Annotated in this window: 18 protein-coding genes and 1 pseudogene; 3 read left to right on the forward strand and 16 right to left on the reverse strand. The window is 44.8% G+C overall.

The genetic code is table 11. From position 1 onward, the window contains the following. Positions 1-63 precede the first annotated feature (63 nt). The 8 genes and pseudogenes from R7Z10_RS13015 to R7Z10_RS13050 form a co-directional block, all read right to left on the reverse strand. Entirely contained in the window at positions 64-348 is a 285-nt protein-coding gene (locus tag R7Z10_RS13015) for a helix-hairpin-helix domain-containing protein (RefSeq protein WP_031777211.1), read from the reverse strand. A gap of 255 nt (positions 349-603) precedes the next feature. Continuing rightward, the gene (gene ppiD / locus R7Z10_RS13020; protein ID WP_005382334.1) at positions 604-2,463 is read right to left on the reverse strand and encodes a peptidylprolyl isomerase; all 1,860 of its coding nucleotides are present in this window, start codon (positions 2,461-2,463) and stop codon (positions 604-606) included. A 201-nt stretch (positions 2,464-2,664) separates the two neighbouring features. Then, the gene (locus R7Z10_RS13025; RefSeq protein WP_005382341.1) at positions 2,665-2,937 is read right to left on the reverse strand and encodes an HU family DNA-binding protein; all 273 of its coding nucleotides are present in this window, start codon (positions 2,935-2,937) and stop codon (positions 2,665-2,667) included. 191 nt (positions 2,938-3,128) lie between these two features. Further along, on the reverse strand, positions 3,129-5,480 hold the full coding sequence (gene lon / locus R7Z10_RS13030; RefSeq protein ID WP_005382343.1) for an endopeptidase La: 2,352 nt from the start codon (positions 5,478-5,480) through the stop codon (positions 3,129-3,131). Positions 5,481-5,610: 130 nt separating this feature from the next. Continuing rightward, positions 5,611-6,891, reverse strand: a complete 1,281-nt coding sequence (clpX, locus tag R7Z10_RS13035) for an ATP-dependent protease ATP-binding subunit ClpX (protein ID WP_005382345.1) — start codon at positions 6,889-6,891, stop codon at positions 5,611-5,613. Between the two features lie 70 nt (positions 6,892-6,961). After that, positions 6,962-7,588, reverse strand: coding sequence for an ATP-dependent Clp endopeptidase proteolytic subunit ClpP (gene clpP / locus R7Z10_RS13040; RefSeq protein ID WP_005382347.1), 627 nt, complete (start codon positions 7,586-7,588; stop codon positions 6,962-6,964). Between the two features lie 105 nt (positions 7,589-7,693). Then, positions 7,694-9,001: a trigger factor gene (gene tig, locus R7Z10_RS13045; RefSeq protein WP_005382251.1), complete on the reverse strand. Its 1,308-nt coding sequence runs from the start codon at positions 8,999-9,001 to the stop codon at positions 7,694-7,696. Between the two features lie 274 nt (positions 9,002-9,275). Further along, positions 9,276-9,488: pseudogene (locus R7Z10_RS13050) on the reverse strand (hypothetical protein). Positions 9,489-9,527: 39 nt separating this feature from the next. Here R7Z10_RS13050 and R7Z10_RS13055 point away from each other — a divergent pair. From R7Z10_RS13055 to R7Z10_RS13065, 3 genes are all read left to right on the forward strand, one after another. Then, positions 9,528-11,333, forward strand: coding sequence for an ATP-binding protein (locus tag R7Z10_RS13055; protein WP_017819921.1), 1,806 nt, complete (start codon positions 9,528-9,530; stop codon positions 11,331-11,333). A gap of 4 nt (positions 11,334-11,337) precedes the next feature. Next, positions 11,338-12,675, forward strand: coding sequence for a sigma-54 dependent transcriptional regulator (locus R7Z10_RS13060; RefSeq protein WP_017819922.1), 1,338 nt, complete (start codon positions 11,338-11,340; stop codon positions 12,673-12,675). A 78-nt stretch (positions 12,676-12,753) separates the two neighbouring features. Then, the gene (locus tag R7Z10_RS13065) at positions 12,754-12,936 is read left to right on the forward strand and encodes a hypothetical protein (RefSeq protein ID WP_021034161.1); all 183 of its coding nucleotides are present in this window, start codon (positions 12,754-12,756) and stop codon (positions 12,934-12,936) included. A gap of 33 nt (positions 12,937-12,969) precedes the next feature. On the opposite strand, the gene R7Z10_RS13070 is transcribed toward R7Z10_RS13065, so the two are convergent. From R7Z10_RS13070 to R7Z10_RS13105, 8 genes are all read right to left on the reverse strand, one after another. Continuing rightward, entirely contained in the window at positions 12,970-14,331 is a 1,362-nt protein-coding gene (locus tag R7Z10_RS13070; protein ID WP_104978915.1) for a TRAP transporter large permease, read from the reverse strand. 3 nt (positions 14,332-14,334) lie between these two features. Continuing rightward, positions 14,335-15,009, reverse strand: a complete 675-nt coding sequence (locus tag R7Z10_RS13075; RefSeq protein WP_005384308.1) for a TRAP transporter small permease — start codon at positions 15,007-15,009, stop codon at positions 14,335-14,337. A gap of 70 nt (positions 15,010-15,079) precedes the next feature. Then, positions 15,080-16,078: a TRAP transporter substrate-binding protein gene (locus R7Z10_RS13080; RefSeq protein WP_017634784.1), complete on the reverse strand. Its 999-nt coding sequence runs from the start codon at positions 16,076-16,078 to the stop codon at positions 15,080-15,082. 212 nt (positions 16,079-16,290) lie between these two features. Beyond that, positions 16,291-17,760 carry a protein adenylyltransferase SelO family protein gene (locus R7Z10_RS13085; RefSeq protein ID WP_318104998.1) on the reverse strand — a complete coding sequence of 490 codons (1,470 nt, stop codon included), beginning with the start codon at positions 17,758-17,760 and terminating at the stop codon, positions 16,291-16,293. A gap of 176 nt (positions 17,761-17,936) precedes the next feature. Then, positions 17,937-18,749 (reverse strand): sugar transporter, encoded by an 813-nt coding sequence (locus R7Z10_RS13090; RefSeq protein ID WP_318105000.1) that lies wholly within the window; start codon positions 18,747-18,749, stop codon positions 17,937-17,939. Between the two features lie 172 nt (positions 18,750-18,921). Beyond that, on the reverse strand, positions 18,922-21,906 hold the full coding sequence (locus tag R7Z10_RS13095; protein WP_318105002.1) for a M6 family metalloprotease domain-containing protein: 2,985 nt from the start codon (positions 21,904-21,906) through the stop codon (positions 18,922-18,924). Positions 21,907-22,266: 360 nt separating this feature from the next. Beyond that, positions 22,267-23,634: a TrkH family potassium uptake protein gene (locus R7Z10_RS13100; protein ID WP_064353721.1), complete on the reverse strand. Its 1,368-nt coding sequence runs from the start codon at positions 23,632-23,634 to the stop codon at positions 22,267-22,269. Next, the gene (locus tag R7Z10_RS13105) at positions 23,631-24,293 is read right to left on the reverse strand and encodes a TrkA family potassium uptake protein (RefSeq protein WP_053303271.1); all 663 of its coding nucleotides are present in this window, start codon (positions 24,291-24,293) and stop codon (positions 23,631-23,633) included. The genes R7Z10_RS13100 and R7Z10_RS13105 overlap by 4 nt, the downstream gene beginning before the upstream one ends. Positions 24,294-24,317: the final 24 nt, after the last annotated feature.

Consider the following 24,317-nt stretch of genomic DNA (forward strand, 5'->3'; position numbering starts at 1 on the left):
AAAGCAGTAATAGGGAAACAGATATTGTTCTGAATTCAGACTCAATATCTGCAATACATCAAGCTACAGTAAAATGCGGTCTTCGTTTTTCTTAACTGTCGCTTCACCTATGCCTTTTACGCTCTTCAAATCTGCTGCCGTTTTAAAAGGGCCATGTTCCTCGCGGTAGTCCACTATACTCTGCGCTTTCTTCTCACCTATACCTTTCAACATGGTCGCAATTTCTTCAGCAGTGGCCGTGTTGATATTTACAGTAATTTCAATTCCTTCATATTTGTCAGTGGCTGAATCCGCAGCCATGCTAAAAGGTGCAAAAACAAATAAGCACAATGTCAAAATCCATTTCATATTGAACATACAATCTCCAAAATAGTAGGCTAAAAACAGTCATCGAGAGCGAGTCACTATCAAGTTTGCAATGGAAAGCAATATGGTTATGCATTTAACAAACTGAGATGACCCGGAATTCACAACGGCCGCTATCACTTAAACGCGCACTAATTTAAGTAATGCCTATTGATGATTGAAGTTCATAAAGACAAAAATAAAACGGACCGCTTATGCGGTCCGTTTTATTCAACATACAAATTACACTAATTGTGCTTAGTTGCTCACAACAAAGTACTCAATGTCAGTATTTGCACGCAGTACGGCTAGTACAGATGATAAGTCTTGCTGAGAAGATGCACGCTGCATTTGCATCGCAACTTGATCTTCTAACTCACTATCTAGCTCTGCGTTTACAGCATCAAGCTCGATGATAATGATGTTACCTTCAAGATCTTTAGACTGACCGTATACTGGTTTACCATCGACTGGTTTTGCCATCGCGAATACCGTTGTTGCCAACGGAGAACGACGATCTACTGTCTCTTGTTCACCAAAGGCAAGATTGTTTTCAGCAAGCACGTTCGTCTTACCTTCTTTCAATGCCGCAACGACTTGTGTTCCAAGCTCCATCGCTTCTTGCTCACCTTTAACACGAGATAGCTCTGCAACAACCTGATCTTTCACTTCTTCTAGTGGAAGAACTGTCTCGTCACGCGCATCTTCAACACGAACAACGATAATATGCTCAGGCGCAACTTCGATAGCTTCAGAGTTTAGGCCATCTTCTTTAACTTCAGGACTCAGGATAGCTTGCATTACAGCAGGGCTACGAAGCACTTCAGGTGCATCAACCTGAGAAATAAAGTCCGTTGTCTTCACTTCTTGGTTAACCGCTTGAGAAGCATCATACAATGAGTCTGGGTATTCAAACGCTACGCGCTCAAGCTCATTTTGCAACTCGTAGAATTGATCGATAGCTTGTTGGTCAACCATCTCTTGTTTGATTTCAGCAGCGACTTCTTCAAATGGCTTCGCCACAGAATCTTTTAGCTCTTCAAGCTTGATAATGTGATAGCCAAAGTCCGACTTTACTAGACCCGACGTATCGCCAGGATTCTTCAGTGCGAATGCCGCTTCTTCAAAAGCAGGGTCCATCACATCACGCTCGATCCAACCTAAGTCACCACCGTTTTCAGCGCTGCCAAAATCGTCAGATTTCTCTTGAGCAAGCGTCGCAAAATCTGCACCCGCGTTTAGCTCATCTAGGATAGCTTGCGCTTTTGCTTCATCGTCCCCTTCTACAAGAATGTGAGCGACACGTCGTTGCTCTTCTGAAGAGTATTTGTTTAAGTGCTCGTCGTAGTACTTTTTCACCTCAGCATCAGAAACATTAACTTGTTCCTTTAGCGCTTCAGCTGACAGTTCGATGTAAGAGACTTTAACCTGCTCTGGGCGTGTAAAGTTGTCTGGGTTTGCTTTGTAGTACTCTTGAATTTCTTCGTCGGTCAATTCAATATTTTTCGCGAACTCCGCTAAGTCGATCTGAATCGTGCGAATATCACGAGTTTGAGTGAACAGCTTGCCTTCTGCTTGTACTTCGCCCGGCAGAATAAATTCACTGTTTTGTAGCGCATTCAGCAGTTGCTCACGAACCAATTCACGACGCATGTACTCAGCAAAAGAGTCTGGCGAAAAGCCTGCACGACGCAAAGAAGCTTGATAGATCTCTTGATCAAACTGACCATTAGATTGGAACTGAGGCATGTCTAGAATCATGCTACGCACTTGAGTGTCGCTGATTCGCAGACCCAAAGCTTCAGCTTGTTGGTCAAGCAACACGTCATTGATCATTCGATCTAAAACGGATTTGCGGAAAGATTCAACATATGCAGGGTCAGCCAGCATTTGAGAGAAGTAGTCACCCAACTGAGCTTGCATACGGTTACGCTCATTTTGGTATGCCATCTCGAACTCACCACGAGGAATCTCAGTGTTACCGACTTTCGCTGCAGAGTTGTTGCTACCACCAACGATGTAACTACCTACACCTGCAAATACGAAAGACAGGATGATAAGTCCAAGGATAATTTTGACCGCGATGCTATTCACGCCTTCGCGTAGTCGATCCATCATAATTTAACTGCTCTCCACAATTGAAGCCTACTGCTTCTATCTAATAGAAATAATGGCGCAATAATATCAGAAAAAGAAATGCGCATCAGTATGATGCGCATAATTTAAGAAAGTTCGGCTCGAAGTTTGTAAATTTTTGTTCGAAACTTATTGTTTGAGCAAAAGTTAAGCAAATGGCCGGTTACAGAAATAACGCCGTGATTAGTTACAAGCGTCTTTCAGTGCTTTACCAGCTTTGAAAGCTGGTACTTTTGCTTCTGCGATTTGGATTTCTTCACCAGTTTTTGGGTTACGCCCAGTACGTGCAGCACGAGTGCGAACGCTGAATGTACCAAAGCCAACTAGAGCGACTTGATCACCAGATTGAAGAGTTCCGCTTACTGCTTCGATGAATGCATCTAGAGCACGACCCGCTGACGCTTTAGAAATATCTGCATTTTCTGCGATTTGTTCTACTAACTGAGTTTTATTCACTGTAATTTCCCCTTTGTGTCATCTGTGATTATTTTTGTGATGACTTTCGTTCCATTGTTAAGAAAATATGCTCCACCCCTTATTCATCAAGGGCTGGCAGCTATCGAAACTAACTTAGCGCCCAAAAAAAACGCTGACAAGCCTTTTTGGGCTTATCAGCGTAAACTTTTACTTATTTTTGCTACACATCACTATTTTTGAGACTCAAACTCAACGCCCGTCGGGTCTCGCTCTAGTGCGACTTTCAGTACTTCATCAATCCACTGTACAGGGATAACTTCCAGATCAGCGATAACATTATCAGGAATCTCTTCCAAATCACGCTCGTTATCTTTTGGAATTAGCACTGTCTTAATGCCACCACGGTGTGCCGCAAGTAACTTCTCTTTTAGGCCGCCGATAGGTAGAACCTCACCACGCAGTGTGATTTCACCCGTCATCGCTACTTCTGCTTTCACAGGGTTGCCTGTCAGAGAAGAAACCAATGCTGTACACATTGCTGTACCCGCACTTGGGCCATCTTTTGGTGTCGCGCCTTCCGGGACGTGTACGTGAATATCTTTCTTCTCGTAGAAGTCAGTATTGATACCTAGCTTTTCTGCACGAGAGCGAACCACTGTCATTGCTGCTTGGATAGACTCTTGCATCACATCACCAAGAGAACCCGTTTGTGTTAGCTTACCTTTACCTGGCATTGATTGAGTTTCAATCGTTAATAGATCGCCACCCACTTCGGTCCAAGCTAGACCAGTTACTTGACCAATTCGGTTACTTTCATCCGCTTTACCGTAATCGAAACGTTGAACACCTAAGTACTCTTTTAGGTTGTCCATCGTTACCGTTACTGACTTGATGTCCTTATCCAGCAAGATGTTCTTCACTGCTTTACGGCAGATCTTAGAAATCTCACGCTCTAAGTTACGGACACCCGCTTCACGCGTGTAGTAACGAATGATGCCAATAATCGCAGAATCTTCAATGACGATCTCATCCGCTTTCAAGCCATTACGCTTCACTTGTTTATCAACAAGGTGACGTTTTGCAATGTTCAGCTTCTCGTCTTCGGTGTAACCAGATAAACGAATAACTTCCATACGGTCTAACAATGGACCCGGGATGTTCATCGAGTTCGATGTCGCAACAAACATAACGTCAGAGAGATCGTAATCCACTTCTAAGTAGTGATCGTTGAACGAGTTATTCTGTTCAGGATCAAGGACTTCTAGTAGAGCCGATGCCGGATCACCACGCATATCTGAAGACATTTTGTCGATTTCGTCCAATAAGAACAGCGGGTTTTTCACACCAACTTTCGACATTTTCTGGATCAATTTGCCTGGTAATGAGCCGATATAAGTACGACGATGACCACGAATTTCCGCTTCATCACGCACACCACCCAACGCCATACGAACATACTTACGGCCAGTAGCTGAAGCAATTGAACGACCAAGAGACGTTTTACCTACACCAGGAGGACCAACAAGACAAAGGATAGGACCTTTTAGCTTGTTGATACGGTTTTGAACCGCCAGGTATTCAAGGATACGTTCTTTGACGCGTTCTAGACCGTAGTGATCTTCATTAAGAACCTCTTCTGCTTTCGCTAAGTTTTTCTTAACTTTTGAGCGCTTAGCCCAAGGAACGCTGACCATCCAATCGATGTAGCTACGAACCACTGTTGCTTCAGCAGACATTGGAGACATCATCTTAAGCTTTTGCAGCTCTTGCTCTGTCTTTTCACGTGCCTCTTGAGGCATTTTTGATTCGTCAATCTTCTTCTGTAGCGTTTCGAACTCGTCTGGTGCGTCTTCCATCTCACCAAGTTCTTTCTGAATCGCTTTCATTTGCTCATTCAGATAGTACTCACGCTGAGATTTTTCCATTTGCTTTTTAACGCGACCACGAATTCGTTTTTCAACTTGCAGCAAGTCGATCTCTGATTCCATCTGACCCATCAGGAATTCCAGACGCTCAGTAACGTCAACAATTTCAAGCACTTGCTGCTTATCCACCAACTTCAACGGCATATGAGCCGCGATGGTATCCGCTAAGCGTGCAGCTTCGTCGATACCATTAAGTGACGTTAGCACTTCTGGTGGAATCTTCTTGTTTAGCTTAATGAACCCTTCAAACTGATTAATCGCGCTGCGCACAATCACTTCTTGCTCACGCTCATCCAATTCTGGCGTAACAACAAATTCAGCTTCCGCTAAGAAGAAGTCACTCTCTTTAAAGTGATTGATTTTTGCTCGCTGCTGGCCTTCGACCAATACTTTTACTGTGCCATCCGGAAGCTTCAAGAGCTGGAGAATGGTGGCTACCGTACCTACGTCAAATAGGTCGTCAACCGTAGGCTCGTCAGTATCCGCTTGCTTTTGTGCCACAAGAAGAACTTGTTTGTTGGTTTCCATCGCCGTTTCTAGACAGCTAATCGATTTCTCACGACCAACAAACAATGGAATAACCATGTGTGGGTAGACCACTACGTCACGTAGAGGTAGTACCGGGATCTCGATACGCTCGGAACGTTCCAAGTTCATATAATTCTCTCTTCCGCTTTCACGTTTAACGTATTACTTAAGGCAGTATATGGGGGCTAATTGTTTGGATTCAATAAGAGAAATAAAAAAAGGAGGTAATTACTTACCTCCTTTTTCATTATGGCTGAATTTACTCTGCTCCAGCTGCCTGATTGTCTGCGTTACTGTAAATAAGCAGTGGCTCTGACTCGCCATTAATGACGGACTCATCAATCACGACTTTACTAACGTCTGTTGCAGATGGTAATTCGTACATGGTTTCAAGTAGCACGCCTTCAAGAATCGAGCGTAAGCCACGAGCACCTGTTTTACGCTCCATTGCTTTTTTCGCGATAGCGCGCAGCGCATCTTCACGGAATTCAAGTTCAGCGTTTTCCAGCTCAAACAATGCTGCATATTGCTTGGTCAGTGCGTTCTTCGGTTCACATAGGATCTGAATCAATGCTTCTTCATCAAGCTCAGTCAGTGTTGTTGTTACAGGTAGACGACCAATGAATTCTGGAATGAGGCCGTACTTCACTAAGTCTTCAGGTTCAACTTGAGTAAATAGCTCACCTACTGTCTTCGATTCATTCTTCGAACGAACTTCAGCACCAAAGCCAATACCTGTACCTGTTGCAACACGCTGCTCAATCACTTTGTCTAAGCCAGCAAAAGCACCACCACAGATGAACAGGATCTTAGATGTGTCCACTTGTAGGAATTCTTGCTGAGGATGCTTACGACCACCTTGAGGTGGAACCGATGCAACCGTACCTTCGATAAGTTTTAGTAGCGCCTGCTGAACACCTTCACCAGATACGTCACGCGTAATAGATGGGTTTTCAGCTTTGCGTGAAATCTTATCAATTTCATCAATGTAAACGATGCCGCGTTCCGCTTTAGCTACATCGTAATCACATTTTTGCAGAAGCTTTTGGATGATGTTTTCAACGTCTTCACCTACGTAACCGGCTTCGGTTAGTGTCGTCGCGTCTGCCATTGTAAATGGCACATCCAAGAATCGAGCTAATGTCTCCGCAAGTAGTGTTTTACCGCTACCTGTAGGACCAATTAGAAGGATGTTACTCTTACCAAGCTCCACACCTTCGCTCGTTGTATCACCATTGCGTAAACGCTTGTAGTGGTTATATACCGCAACTGCGAGCACTTTTTTCGCGTAATCTTGCCCGATCACATAGTCATCAAGGTGTTCACGGATCTGTTTTGGCGTTGGTAACGCTTCAGATTCTTTCTTAGGGAGAACATCCTTGATTTCTTCGCGAATAATATCGTTACATAAGTCGACACACTCGTCGCAAATGTACACTGACGGACCTGCGATTAGCTTGCGAACTTCGTGCTGACTTTTGCCGCAGAAAGAACAGTACAGCAATTTACCGCTGCCACTTTCTTTGCTTTTATCTGTCATTCGCTAACCTCTTAGCCTTTACTCTTCATGAATGAGTGTATATCAATTTTTGCCAAAATGCGCTGGCAAATTACTCGCCACGGTGGCTTAACACTGCATCCACGATACCGTATTCCACAGCCTGCTCTGATGACATGAAGTTATCACGATCAGTATCGCGCTCAATGACTTCAAGAGGTTGGCCTGTATGTTCTGCTAACAACTTGTTTAGCTTCTGTTTAATCGTCAGGATTTCCTGAGCATGGATTTGGATATCAGAAGCTTGACCCTGGAAACCACCCAATGGTTGGTGGATCATTACACGAGAGTTAGGCAGTACGTAACGCTTACCTGGCGCACCACCTGCAAGCAGGAAGGCACCCATTGAACATGCTTGACCCATACATACTGTGCTCACATTTGGCTTAATGAACTGCATGGTGTCGTAAATAGACATACCTGCTGTTACGCTGCCGCCTGGTGAGTTGATGTATAGGAAAATATCTTTATCTGGATTTTCAGATTCTAGGAAAAGTAGCTGAGCCACGACAAGGTTTGCCATGTGGTCTTCCACTTGACCCGTTAAAAAAATCACGCGCTCTTTCAGCAGACGTGAGTAGATGTCGTAAGAACGTTCGCCTCGGGAAGTTTGTTCAACCACCATTGGTACTAGCGCGTCCATAATTGGCGACATTGCATTTTTTTCTTGGTAGCTCATATTCTTATGTCCCTAAAATAAATGGCCCGGATGATGACTATCATACGGACCATTGTTAGCAGAATAGTTAACGTTAAGTCAACCTTCTACGCAAGATATTGCTTATTAAGCAGCAGGTTGTTGTTGGTTAAGTAGCTCGTTGAAGCCTACTTCTTTCTCAGAAACCTGTGCTTTAGCGATGATCGCGTCGATTGCTTGCTCTTCTAGAGCTACGTTGCGCATGTTGTTCATCATTTCTTCGTTTTGCTCGTAGTAAGCAATAACTTCTGATGGATCTTCGTATGCAGTAGCCATTTCTTCGATTAGCGCTTTAACTTTCTCGTCGTCCGCTTTTAGCTCTTCAGATTTGATTACTTCACCTAGTAGAAGACCAACAACTACGCGACGTTTAGCTTGTTCTTCGAACAGTTCACGTGGAAGCTGAGCAGCAGCTTCTGGGTTACCACCGAAGCGTTGTGCAGCTTGTTGACGTAGAACTTGGATTTCTTGCTCGATAAGCGCTGATGGTACGTTGATGTCGTTTTGCTCAACTAGACCGTCAATCGCTTGCTCTTTGATGCGGTTCTTAACAGCTTGCTTAAGTTCGCGTTCCATGTTCTTACGAACTTCAGCTTTAAGTGCTTCAACACCACCTTCAACAACACCGAACTTAGCAACGAACTCGTCGTTTAGTTCTGGTAGTTCACGAGCTTCAACTTTGTTCACTTTGATTGCGAACTTAGCTGCTTTACCTTTTAGGTTTTCAGCGTGGTAATCTTCTGGGAAAGTCACGTCGATGTCGAATTCCATACCAGCAGTTTTACCTGCGATACCGTCTTCGAAACCAGGGATCATGCGACCAGCACCCATTTCTAGAGGGAAGTTCTCAGCTTTACCACCTTCGAACTCTTCACCGTCGATAGAGCCAACGAAGTCAATGCTTACGCGTTTGCCATCTTCTGCTGCTTCTTCAACTTCAACCCAAGTTGCTTGTTGCTTACGTAGAGTATCGATCATCTCTTCTACGTCTGCATCTTTAACTTCTGTTAGTGGTTTTTCAACAGTGATGCTCTCTAGGCCTTTAAGCTCAACTTCTGGGTAAACTTCAAAAGTTGCAGTGAAAACTAGGTCTGAACCTTCTTTGTTCTCTACAGGAGCGAAAGTTGGAGCGCCAGCTGGGTTGATTTTCTCTTTAACGATAGCTTCGATGAAGTGGCGTTGCATTACTTCACCAAGAACGTCTTGACGTACTGCTTTGCCGTACATCTTAGCAACCATTTTTAGAGGCACTTTACCCTTACGGAAACCATCGAAACGACGGTTTTTAGCGATGTTGCGTAGTTCAGCTGTTACAGCGTCTTCGATGTTTGCAGCTGGAACAGTAATGTTTAGACGGCGCTCTAGGCCCTCTAGCGTTTCAACAGTAACTTGCATTATATATAAACCTCTAAAGTGGCTCGGTTTTCCGAGCGTATGAGCGAAACTCAGAGGAGCTTACGCTTCATCCTTGTGTAGTGTTCTGTCCGAACACCTAATTTAAAATCGAGTATCGATACTGGTTGTCAGTACCGGACTAATCAGTGATATCTTCGATAAAATAACCAAAGGTATCTCCTATTAGCCTCAGGACAGAATTTTTAGACGCGACATTCTAGCGATCTGTCGCAACCCTGTCGAGCCAATAGCCACTATGTGGACATTGTCTGCGCTAAATTCTCGAATGCTGACCCATTTTTTCTTCAAAAATGCGATTCAGACACCGTCTAAGCATCGCCAGCATATCTAGAATGGGGACAATAGCGACTTTTTCAAGAGAATCGACCGGTTTTTTTATCGAAAAGCCTAAAAAGAGATCTTGCTCTTGTTTTACTCCACAGAGTTGAAAACTAAATCCCTAATCCTTCCTACAAACTATTAACATTTTCTTACGTGACCAAAGGAAGTTGTAAGGAGTGTAAGGATGTCGCAAAAAAAACGGATTCTGCTGACATTTTTTGCTTTCTATTTCCTGTGCGCAATTATCGGTGGCCATTGGGTTTGGCAGACCAGTTATCAATCTCTACTTGATAAACACCAATCACAGCTTGAGCAATTTTCTGGCCATATAAAAAATAAACTCGATAAGTACGCCCATATCCCAAATCTTCTCGCTAAAGATGATCCACTTTATCAAGCGCTTCTGCACCCCAACAACAGTGCGCAACTGGAAATCACTAATCGGTATTTAGAATCCGTTAATGGCGTGATTGAAGCAGCGGATACGTACTTAATCGATCAATGGGGTACAACGATCGCGGCCAGCAACTGGCGTAAACAGCGCTCCTTTATCGGGCGAAATTTTGCATTTCGCCCTTATTTCAAACAAGCCATTGTAGGCAAAAGAAGCCAATACTACGCACTGGGCTCAACATCTGGTAAACGTGGCTACTACTATTCTTATCCCATCATATACGCTGGCGGTGTACTTGGTGTCGTCGTGGTGAAGATGGACCTAAGTAAGATAGAGGACAACTGGCAGCAACCAAACAGTGTTTTTGTCGCCAGCGACCCATACGGAATTGTTTTCATGAGTAGCCGAAGTGAATGGCTACTCAAAAGCTTACAACCACTGACAAAAAAAGAGAAAAAGCAAGTTTGGGCAAGCCAACAATATCTTGATGCGCCAATTGAAACGCTTGGATTAGTGGGTAGTTTGGACGAGGTGCATTCTGAGCTTAAACAGGGTTACCCATACAATAAAGGAACCTTGGTGGTCTCTTCGCTGCCCCTTCCCGAACTCAAACTGACAATTCGTGTGCTGTCTCCTAAACAGTCGATCGTTTGGTTCACCATGGGTTACATCTTTGTACTCACTCTAGCATTCATGGTTTTGTTTTTAATTGGTCAGCTTATCTATCACCGTCAACAGCGTCACTTGCAACTTGAACGAATTCAACAAGAAGCAAATCAAAAGTTGGAATATCAAGTCATGGCACGGACTGCCGAGTTGCAAGCGGAGATCGCACAGCGTATCGATACCGAGCAAACTTTACGCGTTACTCAAGATGAATTGGTGCAAGCAGCGAAACTCGCGGTGTTAGGACAAATGTCGGCCAGTATCAGCCATGAACTGAATAATCCACTTGCAGCAATTCGTAGCTTTGCGGAGAACGGCAAGCTGTTTCTAAAAAAAGAAAAATATGAGCGAGTGGAAGATAATCTCACTCGCATTTCTGCTCTCACTGACCGTATGGCAAATATCAGTCAGCAACTTCGCTCTTTCGCCAAAAAAACCAGTGGTGACGAGTTGGCTCAATCTCGATTGTTCCCTGTGATAGCCTCTGTAAAAGAACTGATGAAGCCCGCATTTAAATCAGGGCGCGTCACGTTAGAAACAAATTTGCCAGAGCATGATGTTGAAGTGCAGATCAATATTATTCAACTGGAGCAAGTGTTGGTCAATTTACTGACTAATGCGATAGAAGCACTCAAAGAACAACAAGACAAACAGGTAGAATTATCTGTAGAACACGATGAGCACACTGATTTAGTTTGGATTCATGTTGATGATAATGGCCCAGGACTTGGCTCTTTCTCACTTTCTGATTTATGTGAGCCGTTTCTAACCACTAAACTGAACGGTTTAGGTTTGGGTCTCTCTATCTCGCAACAAATCTTAGCCAGTATGAATGGAAAATTATGTGCCCATAATCGAGAACAAGGCGGCGCTCGATTCTCATTGTGTTTACCTATCACTTCTTACAACACTGAACCATCAAAAGGATAAGATCATGTGTCAGGTGTTTTTTATTGATGATGAGGCCGATCTCAGACTCGCTATAGAACAGACCTTTGAACTTGCGGATATCGACGCCAAGTTTTTTGTGGATGCAGAATCGGCTTTAATAGCGATGCAGCAAGGAGAAGAAGCTGGCGTCGTGGTCACTGATATCTGTTTACCGGGCATTTCTGGTATGGATATGCTAACAACTTTGACTCAACGCGATGCAAACTTACCCGTCATCATGATCACTGGACACGGTGATATTTCCATGGCAGTGCAAGCCCTTCATCAAGGCGCTTACGACTTTATTGAGAAACCTTTTGCGCCAGAGCATTTGGTTGAAACGGTTAAGCGGGCGATTGAGAAGCGCAAACTAACCAATGAAAATGAAAAACTGCGCCTGTCACTTAAAGCCAGTAAAACCCTTGGTCCACGAGTTATTGGTGAAACCTCTAGCATCCAAATATTACGAGAGACCATCACCCAAATCGCCGATACCGACGCCGATATTTTATTGTTTGGTGAAACCGGTACAGGGAAAGAGTTAATCGCTCGTTCTTTACATGAGCAAAGCTCTCGCCGGAACCAAAACTTTGTCGCCGTAAATTGTGGAGCGGTTCCAGAGAACTTAATTGAGAGTGAACTCTACGGCCATGAAAAAGGCGCATTCACTGGCGCCGAAAGCCGTCGTATCGGTAAATTTGAGTTTGCACAAGGCGGCACACTTTTCTTGGATGAGATCGAGTCGATGCCTATCCAAGCCCAAATTCGTTTATTGAGGGTATTACAAGAGCGCGTGATTGAGCGTGTCGGTTCAAATGAATTATTGCCTTTAGATATTCGAGTGATTGCCGCAACAAAGGTCGATTTAAAACACGCAGCTGAAGAAGGTACTTTCCGTCAGGATCTCTATTATCGGCTCAATGTCGTGACCTTGGATCTCCCGCCACTACGCGAACGAAAAGAAGACATTCCAGCCCTCTTTCACCACTTTCTGTTGGTAGCAGCTTCACGTTATGGCAAAAGCTCACCTAGCTTGTCACCCCAAGATCTAGCGCAACTGATGAGCCATGACTGGCCTGGCAATGTTCGAGAACTCAGAAATGCCGCAGAGCGTTTTGTGCTATTGGGTAAGTTAATTCAGTTGGGAGAATCAAACCCAGTCGCTAAGTCTTCCTCAAGCCTTGCAGAGCAAGTGGCGGAGTTTGAGAGAGCAGCCATTGAAGGCGCTTTATTAGAAAACAACGGTAGTATTAAACAGACAATGTGCCAATTGAATGTGCCAAGAAAAACCCTTTACGACAAGATGCAGCGCTACCAAATAAATAAAGACCTTTACAAATAAAACACGTTCAAATAGCTGGCATTATATTCAACTTGAATCATAATTTTTAACAACGGGTTTATCATGGTTGTTATAGATATGAACGAAAAAGTGAGAATACCGATTGTTACAGATACCGTGCTCGTAGACGGTTGCTATCAAGAAGAGAGAAGATTCGGTGAAGAGCGTCGTAAAAATAAAAAGAGGTGGCGACACTATGAACGTCGAATTAATTCAGACCCGCGCAAAACTTGTTACAAGTCAATAGACGAAGAGGTGTGAATTCTCACACCTCTTTCTACTTTCTGGCTTCCATTACTTGGTAATGATCTCCGGCCCCATCAAGGTAGTAGGCAACCAAGTCGAAACCCATGGTACATATGTGACGATAATTAGGAACAAGAACATCACTCCAACCCAGGGTAATGCTGCCTTCACTACGTTCATCATCGACATTTTGGCAACACCAGCGGTCACAAATAAGTTAAGACCCACGGGCGGCGTTATCATTCCTATCTCCATATTCACCACCATCATTATGCCCAAATGAATTGGATCTATACCTAATGCAATCGCAATTGGGAACACGAGCGGCGCAACAATGATCAACAAGCCTGATGGCTCCATGAACTGACCACCAATCAGCAACAAGACGTTCACCACAATCAAAAAAGTGATTGGTCCGAGACCAGCCGAGAGCATCGACTCGGTGATCATTTGCGGGATGCGTTCTTCCGTTAAAACATGCTTCAAAATTAAGGCATTAGCAATGATGAACAGCAGCATGATGGTGAGTTTGCCCGCTTCATACAGGGTGTGTTTGGTGTCTTTATGAACAAAGGTTTGGAAGATTTTAACGAGCGCAGGTTTAGTGTTTTTCTTGTCTGCAAATGCCCCCATGTCTTTGTATACAAAGTTAGCAATAAAGAACGAGTACACAGCAGCGACCGCAGCGGCTTCTGTCGGCGTAAAGATACCGCCATAGATACCACCAAGAATGATGACGACCAACAACAAGCCCCAGCTTGCATCCTTGGCGGCATCAAAGGTTTCTTTCCAACCGACAAAAGGTTGTTTTGGAAGGTTCTTGATTCTCGCGGCAATGTAAATCGCGATCATCAACATGACACCCGCCAGCAAACCGGGAATCACACCACCAAGGAACATACGTCCAACTGACACATCCGTTGCGGCTGCATACACCACCATCACAATCGAAGGTGGGATCAAAATCCCTAGCGTACCTGCGTTACAAATTACCCCAGAAGCAAACTCTTTTGAGTAACCGTTTTTGATCATACCTGCGATAACAATACTACCTATGGCAACAACCGTTGCAGGTGAGGAACCTGACAACGCGGCAAACATCATACACGCTACAACCGAAGCCATCGCCAAACCGCCGCGGAACCAGCCTACAATGGCAATGGCGAAACGAATGATCCGCTTTGCTACGCCACCCGTAGACATAAAGCTTGAAGCCAATATAAAGAATGGAATAGCCAACAGCGTGTAGTGGCCCGCGAATGCATTAAACAGCGTTTGAGCAACTGACGCTAAAGAGGCATCCGAATGCATTAAAAGGAAAAGAACACTGGAAAGGCCCAGCGAAATAGCAATTGGCACGCCAACCAGCATAAAGCCAATTACCATCAAAAATAGAAATAAGATATCCATGGCTTATTGCTCCTTGTTTTTAGCGTCTTGCGAGGCTTTTGGAGCCATTACGTCTTCAGCGTCACTCATCTCAGCTTTAAGAGATTCGAGCTCTTCCTCCGCTTCATGTCCTGCAATCAAGCGATCGAGCTTACCAGTAGCGATTTGCCACGTGACTTGAACAAATCTAAACGTTAGTAGCGCCATTCCAAGTGGCAAAGCGAAGTAAGGAATAAAACGTGGCAGCTTTTCATAACGCTCTCCCTCATTTAACCAGTCAGCCATGAACTGGAGTATTTCAGGCATCGGAATATCGTCCGTTTCATACCACGCTCGGTCAGTAGCGAACGGATACCAGTAGTTCCAAGCGCCAATTAACAGCAAAATAGAGAAGGCTAAGCAACACATTGCTGCAAAAAGCGCCAGGGCTTTTCGTTTACCTTCCGGAACGATGTTAATAATGACATCGACACCAATATGAAAGTGTTTTTTCACACCATAAGATGCGCCAACCAACACCATCCATGCGAACATGAAAACGGTGAGCTCAAGCGCCCAAAGAATATTGTCGTTAAAGACATAACGAAAGATGACATTGGCAAAGGTCAGCAAGGTCATGGCACCCAAGAAGAAAGCAATCAAAGTCTCTTCAATGGCATCGGTGATTCGTCCAGCCTTGGCAAAAAAAGTCTGTTCCATAATTACATCACGTCGTCTGTAGAGGGAAAGAGCCCCCTTAGTTTGAGAGGGCTAAATGTGCTAGGTGTTATTATTTTTGGTTAGACGCCAAAGCGGCTTCGATTAGGTCAGAACCAATGTCTTTTTCGAACTTCTTCCATACTGGTTGAAGTGCAGTGACCCATTCTTGGCGCTGTTCTGGCGTTAGAGTACGAACCACACCACCGGCTTCGATGATATTGTTCTTATTCGCAAGGTTTACTTTGGTTGACTCAGCATTACGCTGCGCAGTTACCTCTTGAATAATGGTATTTAACTGCTCGCGCTGATCATCTGGTAGGTTTTTCCAGAAGTCGTTTGACGTCACAACTAAGTAATCCAGAATTCCGTGGTTCGTTTCCGTAATGCCATCTTGAACTTCGAAGAATTTTTTGCCGTAAATGTTTGACCAAGTATTTTCTTGACCATCAATAACCTTAGTTTGCAAGCCGCCGTAAACTTCTTTGAACGACATTTTTTGTGGGTTAGCACCTAGCTGCTCAAACTGAGCAACGAGTACATCAGAGGCTTGAACACGGAACTTAAGTCCTTCAGCATCAGTTGGAGAAATGAGCGGCTTGTTGGCTGACATTTGCTTCATGCCGTTATGCCAAAACGCAATGCCTTGTAGGCCACGACGTTTCATTGAGTTTTTCAGCTTTTCACCCGCTTCCGAGTTTTGGAAACGGTCAACCGCGTCGACATCATCGAACAAGAAAGGGAGATCGAAAAGGCGGTACTTCTTGGTGAATTTCTCAAACTTAGAAAGAGAAGGAGCAGCGAGTTGAACATCACCATTCAGTAGCGCTTCCAACACTTTGTCATCATCATAAAGTGTTGAGTTAGGAAACACCTGCATACAGACTTTACCGTTCATCTCTTCGTTGACGCGCTTTTCAAGTAACGAAGCCGCGATGCCTTTAGGGTGTTTGTCCGCATTCGTTACATGGCTAAACTTGATGACCGTTTCACCCGGGTCACAATTTGCGGCAGCATTAAAACTGGTAACAGCAAGTGCAGAGACAGATAGTAGAGTTAGAGGCTTAAACATTATTATTCTCCTTGTTGAATCACATCCCATCCAGTCCATGAGTAACTAGGTGTTAGGCGATGGGTACGGATGTTCAACAAAGAGCAATTAATGGACCATGTTAAAATTTATATGCATTTCAATAAATTAACACAGTCCATTAACATGAATCCGAAGTGTAACGAGTGAATTCCACCCAAGAAAAAGATACAAATGGGTGGAAAATGACCCACTTATGAAGAACAGCTTATCTCCATTTTTTTCCCCCATTCCGGCGGCAATTTCGCATAACCATCAAACTCGGGTTGCTCATCAAATGGGCGTTTTAACAGTTCGGCCAATCGGTGTAATTCGCTAAAGTCCCCTTCTTCCGCTTTATCAATCGCCAACTGAGCCAAGTAGTTACGCAAGATGTATTTGGGATTGGCTTGACGCATCTGTTTGCAACGCTGTTCGGTTGAAATCAGGCCCCCTAGTTCATCAACCTCTAGTTCACACCGAGCTAAATACAGATCAAGCCAAGCTCGCGCTGCTTCTCGGTCGAGAAATAAATCGATTACGGCTTGGGAAGGCGCATTATCAAGGTTTGAAAGTGTTCTGAAGAAGCGAGTGTAGTCCGTTTTATTCTGGTGAAGAAGCTCAAACATAGCTTCAAACAAACGCCCGTCTTCCGCTATCTTAGTTTTTAAGCCCAACTTCTCACGCATGACGCGGCTGAACTGCTGGCTTAAATGAACTTCAAATTGACTCAACGACGATTCTAAATCTTCTCGTTCAACGAGTGGCGATAACGCATGCGCCAGTGCTGACAGGTTCCAAAGCGCAATTCTAGGCTGTTGATCAAATGCGTAACGACCCTGGTAGTCTGAATGATTACAAATGTATCCCGGCTCATAATCATCAAGAAAGCCAAACGGACCATAATCAAAAGTTTGCCCAAGAATTGACATGTTATCGGTATTCATCACGCCATGCGCAAAACCAAAAGCTTGCCAATATGCGATCATCTCGGCTGTTTTAGTCACGATGGCGTCAAACATCGCGGCATATGGTTTCTCCGCCGATGCACAATCAGCAAAGTGCCACTCAATCACCTTATCCGCCAACAGCTTCTGCTCTGCTAACTGGTTGGTGTAAAAGAAATGCTCAAAGTGACCGAATCGAACATGGGTTTCAGCCATTCGAAGTAACAAAGCGCCCGATTCCGTTTTTTCTCGATAAACAGGTGTATCACTGACCATCATACCGAGAGCACGTGTCGTGGGAACCCCAAGGCCCGCCATGGCTTCACTGCACAGGTACTCACGGATAGTCGAGCGTAATACCGCTCGCCCATCCCCCATTCGCGAGTAAGGCGTTAGCCCTGCACCTTTGAGGTGAAGATCAAACCAAGTACCATCCTGATGCTCAATTTCTGCCAACAGTAATCCACGTCCATCGCCCAAATCTGGGTTGTAAACGCCAAACTGATGGCCTGCATATTTCATCGCAAGAGGACGAAATTGTTCGAATTCACTTAGCCCAGAAAAAACCGCCAATAACTCATCGTTTTGCTCTGCTGGTAAACCAAACTGCTGTGCAAACTCACCATTCCAAGCGACCCAGCGAGTGTTGTCCAAGGGTTGTGGCTCGACCAACGTATAGAACGCTGACGGTAATTGACTAAAGCGATGGGTGAAATTGACCCGTTGCCAAATGGACATGTAGGGTTCCTTAATAAAAAGAAGTACTGTTGTGAGTATACGTGTGAATGTCCCTGTCATTCAGCCATGAAATGGACATGGGTATTTTGCGTGAATAACGCGAAGGCGGCAGGAAGGTATCAACCTGCCGCAGACCATCTCCTAAACGGAGGTATCATGTAAAAACGATCAAAGGGTTAAGCGGAAAATTCTTCACCCGTTTTTGGTGGCTGTGATGGCGTATCAAAACGAGCGCGTTCGATATCCACTACCGTTTTATAGCTCAACGATAACAATGCCAGCTGGTACGCGCCAAAAATACCATAGGCCACACCGACGAGGCTCAACATAAAGAGATTCGTAAAGTGGCTAAAGATCAGCTGACTGAGCAAGCCCGCACCCAATGGAATTAGTCCCATCAAAATGAATACTTGTTTGTTGTATGGTCTGCTCTGGTTCCACGAACGACGCAAACTGCGCGGCTGATGATCCATTGCAGTCGCTGGCAACACAAATGACCATCGCGCCATTACCCAATAGCCAGGAATGCTTGCAATCGTTGTGATAATAGCCATAGCAACAAAGTCGGCTTCACCACTTTCTGCAATGTAGATAAACGACAACACAAAGATCGGGATACCAATAACGAGCATCATCATCAGTCCAAACAGTATCCACCAGCCTATGAAACGGAATTCTCGAGCTGACAAACGAAATACATCCAACGCCGAGTGCATGTAATCGCCGACTAAATAAATTCGATGCACACGCACAGCCGCCATAGCGGCAACAAGTGGGTACAAAATAATTGTGACGAAATAAAATCCTGAGACATTGCCTTCTTGAACGTTCGCTTGATCTTGCCCCGTCATTTCAGGATACATAAAAGCAAAAATTGAGTGCACGATAATCAACGGAATACAAGCAATAACAATTGCGAGTAGATTCCTTCTGACCATCACTGCCGCTTCTCGGCATATTTCCGAAACAGAAAAGCCCTCGATAGACATATAACATCCTTAGTTCATAAAAATCGGCCCCTAGGGTAACCGCAGAGTAGAAAAATCGCTTTAAAAATAATGAGAAACACATCTCACAAGATAATGAGAACGAAACCAAAATAAATCAGATAAAAAATAAGCCACTCAATGTGAGTGGCTTATACCGCAATTCAATACCGTTTTAGACGCGACGTCGCCAGCCTAATGTTGCAAGTAACATCAAAGCCCAATAAGAAACACTGCCGCTACCTTCAGAGTTCTTGAATGTCGTTGTCTTCAAAGAAGCAACAACCGTCACGATAACTTCACCCGTAGCAGTGGCACCATGACCGTCTGAAACCGTATATTGCAGCTTGATGCCGTCAGTAGGGCTATCCGGTGCTTGAAAACGGATTTTGCCATTCTCTACACTCGCACTTCCCACACCCGTTACGTTCTGTACACTTTCTACAACCAGTTTATCGCCGTTCACATCCGAATCATTGCTCGCTGCATCAATCAGAATACTTTCACCAACGGCAACGGTCGCCGTATCTGCAAGCGTAAGTGGCGCTGCGTTTTTCATGGTTAAATCGACGGTAGCACTGGACGTTTCATTACTAGGATCAGTCACGGTTAAACGGAATGTCAGAACCTCACCAGCTTTTGCACCTTGAGGCACCGTAAAGCTTGTGCTAACACTGGTTGCATTGCCAAGAGAAACTGAAGTGCCAGCCAACTGCTCCCATTTATAACTCAACACATCACCATCAGCATCCGTACTATTTAACGCAGACAACGTGACTCGCTGCCCAACCGTCATGTCTTTATTATCAACATCAATCACAGCCACTGGCGCTTCGTTGCTGCCAAGCACTTCCACCTGCACATTCACGATTGAAGATGAGTACGCACCATCAACCGACAACAAACGATATTGGAAAGTGTCCAGACCAACGAAGTTAGCTTCAGGTTGGTACTGGTTGCCAGAGATGGTGCCGTGCTCAGGCTTCTGCACAATGTCCACATTGAACTGATACCCTACCGCCATGAAATCATTGTCCATCAGGTTCAGTTTGATTGGCGTATTTTTATTGGTTTGTAACGAATCAGATTTCGCTTCAACCAAGTTGCTCGCATCCACATTCAATAATGCTGCAAACGGAATATAAGAGAACCCGGCTTTTTCTAGACCAAACGTGCCAATCTCACTGTAATCACTAGTCCACATTACAGGTAGAGAGGCTTTTTCAGTTTTTAGCAAGCGACCGAAATCAAAGTTTGCATCAAATTGACCGCCTTCCAATTCAACGACCAATAAATGCTGACCCGCACTCAATTGGCTTGGTTGGGGGAATAAAATTCGAGATGACTTTTGGAAGTTACCTTGCTGTAAAAGCTCAGCGTTGTTTTGATTCAATATTAATCGATAGCCAATGTTTCCAGAAAATGGGAATCGCCAAACTCGATAAGTCATGTCACTTTGAGCGCTATCTCTTTGCGCGTAAAGTTGAAGACCATCAAGCTCTGTATCACTATTCAAGTCCAGTGACACCGCCAGAGTGTTACTCCCACTCGCGTACACATAACCTTGGTGAAGAGAGTTCAGCCATGCTGATTTATTTGGTTCGTTTGTATGTTCAAGAGAAAAACTACCACCGTTGGTGTTGCTGGCAATGTTGGAAATACGAACCCCAGTATCAAACCCTGTGATCGTTCTCAGACCCGGGGTCGATGTATCTGAAATGACATTGCCACCATTAGGGTATAAATCGTCAGCGTCACTCCTACCATCATTTTCTAACTCATTCAGACCATCAGCCTGCATGATTTGAACCTGCATCGCGCCAACATCATTAAAGCGGTTCTGGACATTGACCGACGTCGCCAGGATACCTTCAGCCGCCAATGCTCGGTCGTAACCGCTAAAGGTGCGATTTTCCAAGTAAACACGTGGGCCAAACTCTTTCAAGTACGGGTCGAGATACACCAGCTTGACATCGTCGTTGTTCACAGAAATAGGCGCTGGACTTTCATGAGTTACCGTTGGTACAACAAAACCAGCAGCGTGTTTGCTCCATGCACTCATGTTCACCGGAGTGTCACCAGCGTATGAATCTCCCGGTTTCTGCGCCCATGAACCGCCACCCATCACGCCCCAAGAGCCGATCGAGGCATCACTGTTCCTTGCGTACAAATCCGGTAAGCCAAGCATTAAGTGGCCAAGCTCGTGTACGATCACGCCCAAGGTCGCTTGATGATCAACTTGATAGTCAGCGAACACACAATAGTCTGTGATCTTTTTACCATCTAGTGTGACATCATCGTGAGAGAATTTGTGCGGCCAAATAGCAGGACGGTTGAGAACCCCTGTTGAACGATCGCCCCCCGCAAAAATAAACATGACAGAGAGTTCTGACGGTTCTACGGTACCATTTTGATTGCTGTCGTAGGCCGAAAGATTAAAGTATGGATCCAGTTTTTGATAAGCCTCGGTGAAAACCGCATTCAACTTGGCGGTGCATGTCTTATCAGTAGAACTAGAGTGACAGTTAGGGTGGCTTTGTGCCACAGTCACATCTATCACACCGTCATTGGCGGTGCCGTAACTCTCAAGTGCAGGAACAACTTTGAATTTACCTTGAGAGTTTTTATCAAAGTAATCCACAACGCTTTGACCATTGGTATTAAATACGCGTTGCTCAAAATCATGCACCATTGCTTGGTCATCAAACGAAACTTGCACAACCAATAGGGGCTGCTGCTTCACCGTTGAACTGCTCATCGCCTGGTAACCTTGCGCCGAGCGCAGTAGGTTTTTTCGTGCCATCGGTTCAATGGTTTTTAGAGAAGATAATTGCGGTTTAACTTGTAAATCCGGGCGAAACCTCGCCGACTCAGGTGGCTCACTCGACTGCGTTTTCACCACACCTGTCGAGATCAATATTGGCGTGTCTGACTCGCGCTGAATCCGCGCGAAAAACCAAACGCCGTCTTCCTGAAGTAAGGCATTGCCCTGCTTATCTTCAAACCAGTGGAAATCTGCCGTTCCACGTAGAATTGCCTCACTGGAACTACCATCGCTCAACGCAATAGTATGCCAAACCGGTGATGGCGGAGTAGTTGCCATGCTCTTCCCTGCAAGAAGCGCAGTTAGCATAGCCATGGCGAGTGTGTTGAATTTCAAAGTACGACTCCATCTTTTCGATTCGTTAATTAATACCAAGCACAACAAACACAAAGTAACCCTATGGGCATAGAGTAAGACTGAGTGACTATTGACGAAGGCTGGTATCAATTCGCTCAGATAACACGACGTAGTTTGGTGTCACACTACAAAAGCGTCGGATTCCAAAACGCTGTTATGAGCGTAGCTTCTGAGAATATAAATTGAGTGAATGAATAGTATCGAAACGAAAGGAAGAAGAAATGAACTTCTACGAATTTGTAGGTAAAACTGGGCAACATTCCACATATTCTATAAATGTACGAGCACTGCTATTAATCAATGCTCGTAATGGTCGCGCGGCCATTGTTGAACGCTATATTAACCTGTAAGAACGGCGTCTTCTGGGTATTTGACCAAGGTAGGTTCAGGACGTGCCAACATGTAGGCAAGCGTGAGCGGCCCAATACGACCAATGATCATCACCACGATCATAATGTATTTACCAGGTTCAGAAAGTTCCGCAGTCAAACCGGCGGTGAGCCCCACTGTGGCAAATGCGGAAATGGTTTCAAACATAACCTTATCAAAGCTGGCCTTCTCGGTAAGCATCAATAAAAACATTGCGCTTGTCAGGATGGCTCCGCTCACAACGATAATTGCCAATGACTTAGTCACAGTTTGCCAATTTATGGTTCGCTTAAACATAACCACATGTTTCTTTTGGCGTAAAAAGGTCCACGTAGCCATAAACGCAACAGCAAATGTGGAAACTTTAATACCGCCCCCCGTTGAGGTGGAACCCGCTCCAATTAACATTAGAACAATCATGACCAGTAAGGCCGGCTGGGTAAACAACGCCAAGTCAACACTATTAAACCCTGCCGTTCGAGCACTCGCAGATTGAAAGAATGCCGCCAACCATTGCCCTGTTGCAGGTAAAGACGCCATTGTGTTTGGGTTGCTTCGCTCAAGTAACCAAAACATCATCGTTCCGACTAAGAGCAATATCGGTGTCGCAATCAGCATGATTTTGGTGTGAAGATGCAAAAAGTGGAAACCTTTGCGCCAGTTTAGCCAGATGTCACCCACAACAGTAAAACCAAGCCCGCCAAAAATGAATAGCCCCGCCAGTGTAAAGATAACCAACGGATCATTCACAAAGCTCATCATACTGTCAGAAAACAGCGCGAACCCAGCGTTGTTAAATGCAGAAATTGCATGAAACAAGGCGTAAAACATACCAGTCTTCCAGCCCATTTCAGGGACCCAGCGGATAGAGAGAAAAATAAACCCGATCGTTTCTGCAACAAGCGCGAAAACAACAATCCGCTTTACTAGTCGGTTTAGATTGACTTGCCGATCTTGCCCTAATGCTTCTTTCGCCAGCGCTTGTTGACGCAAACTCAAACGCACGCCGAACATATAGAGTAAGACCGCCGACAAAGTCATCTGCCCCAACCCACCGATTTGCATTAAAAACATCAGCAAGATTTTACCCGCAAGCGTAAAGTGTTGCCCAGTATCGACAACACCAAGCCCTGTCACACTAATAGCGGACGTTGCGGTAAACAAAGCATCCGTTATCGACAGGCCCGTAACAGAAAAAACTGGCAAGGTTAGCAATACCGCAGAAGGCAGTAAAACACCGAGAAAACTGAGCAATATAATTCGCGGTTCGTTGCCTTTCGCTTTCTCTTGTTTACCATCTGGTGCGTAAAAAACACCTTTCTGATGAAAATACGTCATAGCGATTTTAATTTATTTGCGAGCGCATCTTGAGGGCCGACCACAATAATTAGGTCACCAATTTCTAGTGTGGTATTAAGGTCAGGTGCCTTGGTAACTTCTGGGCCCCGTTTAAACCCTAGCACTTGCACGCCATCGACTTTGCACAGAGCCAAATCACTTAGTGTCTTACCCATCCAACGAGAGCCAATCACAAACTCCGTCATAGCTAAGCCACTGCCTAATGGGTGGAACTCAAGAACCCGTTTATCGAGCATTTTACGCGCGACACGTATCCCCATGTCACGCTCAGGCATGATAATGTGGTCTGCGCCAATTTTTTGCAGAACACGAGCTTGGAAGCGGTCGTTGGCTTTAACCCATACTGACTTTACTCCCGCCTCTTTAGCAATCAATGTCGCAAGAATACTGGCATTGACATCCGCTCCGATGGCAATCATCACCATGTCGTAATCATCAAGTTTGAGCTCAGCAACCGTCTCTTCGTGAGTACAGTTAGCCACAACCGCCTGACTAACAAAACTGGCGGCTTCTTTAACTCTGTCTTCGTTGATGTCAACGGCTAAAACTTGAGCGCCTGAATCTTGTAACTCTTTACACACTGCCAAACCAAATCGGCCAAGACCAATAACGGCGAATTGCTTATCACCTGTTTTCATTTGTGCCCCATCTTATGCATTCAT

The sequence above is a fragment of the Vibrio sp. Vb1018 genome, assembly GCF_033338775.1.
Taxonomy (GTDB): domain Bacteria; phylum Pseudomonadota; class Gammaproteobacteria; order Enterobacterales; family Vibrionaceae; genus Vibrio; species Vibrio alginolyticus.

Bases quoted from the DNA above. Each gene is read 5' to 3' on its own strand.
- R7Z10_RS13015 (WP_031777211.1), bottom strand. From the start codon at position 348: ATGAAATGGATTTTGACATTGTGCTTATTTGTTTTTGCACCTTTTAGC.
- ppiD (WP_005382334.1), bottom strand. From the start codon at position 2,463: ATGATGGATCGACTACGCGAAGGCGTGAATAGCATCGCGGTCAAAATT.
- lon (WP_005382343.1), bottom strand. From the start codon at position 5,480: ATGAACTTGGAACGTTCCGAGCGTATCGAGATCCCGGTACTACCTCTA.
- clpX (WP_005382345.1), bottom strand. From the start codon at position 6,891: ATGACAGATAAAAGCAAAGAAAGTGGCAGCGGTAAATTGCTGTACTGT.
- clpP (WP_005382347.1), bottom strand. From the start codon at position 7,588: ATGAGCTACCAAGAAAAAAATGCAATGTCGCCAATTATGGACGCGCTA.
- tig (WP_005382251.1), bottom strand. From the start codon at position 9,001: ATGCAAGTTACTGTTGAAACGCTAGAGGGCCTAGAGCGCCGTCTAAAC.
- R7Z10_RS13055 (WP_017819921.1), top strand. From the start codon at position 9,528: ATGTCGCAAAAAAAACGGATTCTGCTGACATTTTTTGCTTTCTATTTC.
- R7Z10_RS13060 (WP_017819922.1), top strand. From the start codon at position 11,338: ATGTGTCAGGTGTTTTTTATTGATGATGAGGCCGATCTCAGACTCGCT.
- R7Z10_RS13065 (WP_021034161.1), top strand. From the start codon at position 12,754: ATGAACGAAAAAGTGAGAATACCGATTGTTACAGATACCGTGCTCGTA.
- R7Z10_RS13070 (WP_104978915.1), bottom strand. From the start codon at position 14,331: ATGGATATCTTATTTCTATTTTTGATGGTAATTGGCTTTATGCTGGTT.
- R7Z10_RS13075 (WP_005384308.1), bottom strand. From the start codon at position 15,009: ATGGAACAGACTTTTTTTGCCAAGGCTGGACGAATCACCGATGCCATT.
- R7Z10_RS13080 (WP_017634784.1), bottom strand. From the start codon at position 16,078: ATGTTTAAGCCTCTAACTCTACTATCTGTCTCTGCACTTGCTGTTACC.
- R7Z10_RS13085 (WP_318104998.1), bottom strand. From the start codon at position 17,760: ATGTCCATTTGGCAACGGGTCAATTTCACCCATCGCTTTAGTCAATTA.
- R7Z10_RS13090 (WP_318105000.1), bottom strand. From the start codon at position 18,749: ATGTCTATCGAGGGCTTTTCTGTTTCGGAAATATGCCGAGAAGCGGCA.
- R7Z10_RS13100 (WP_064353721.1), bottom strand. From the start codon at position 23,634: ATGACGTATTTTCATCAGAAAGGTGTTTTTTACGCACCAGATGGTAAA.
- R7Z10_RS13105 (WP_053303271.1), bottom strand. From the start codon at position 24,293: ATGAAAACAGGTGATAAGCAATTCGCCGTTATTGGTCTTGGCCGATTT.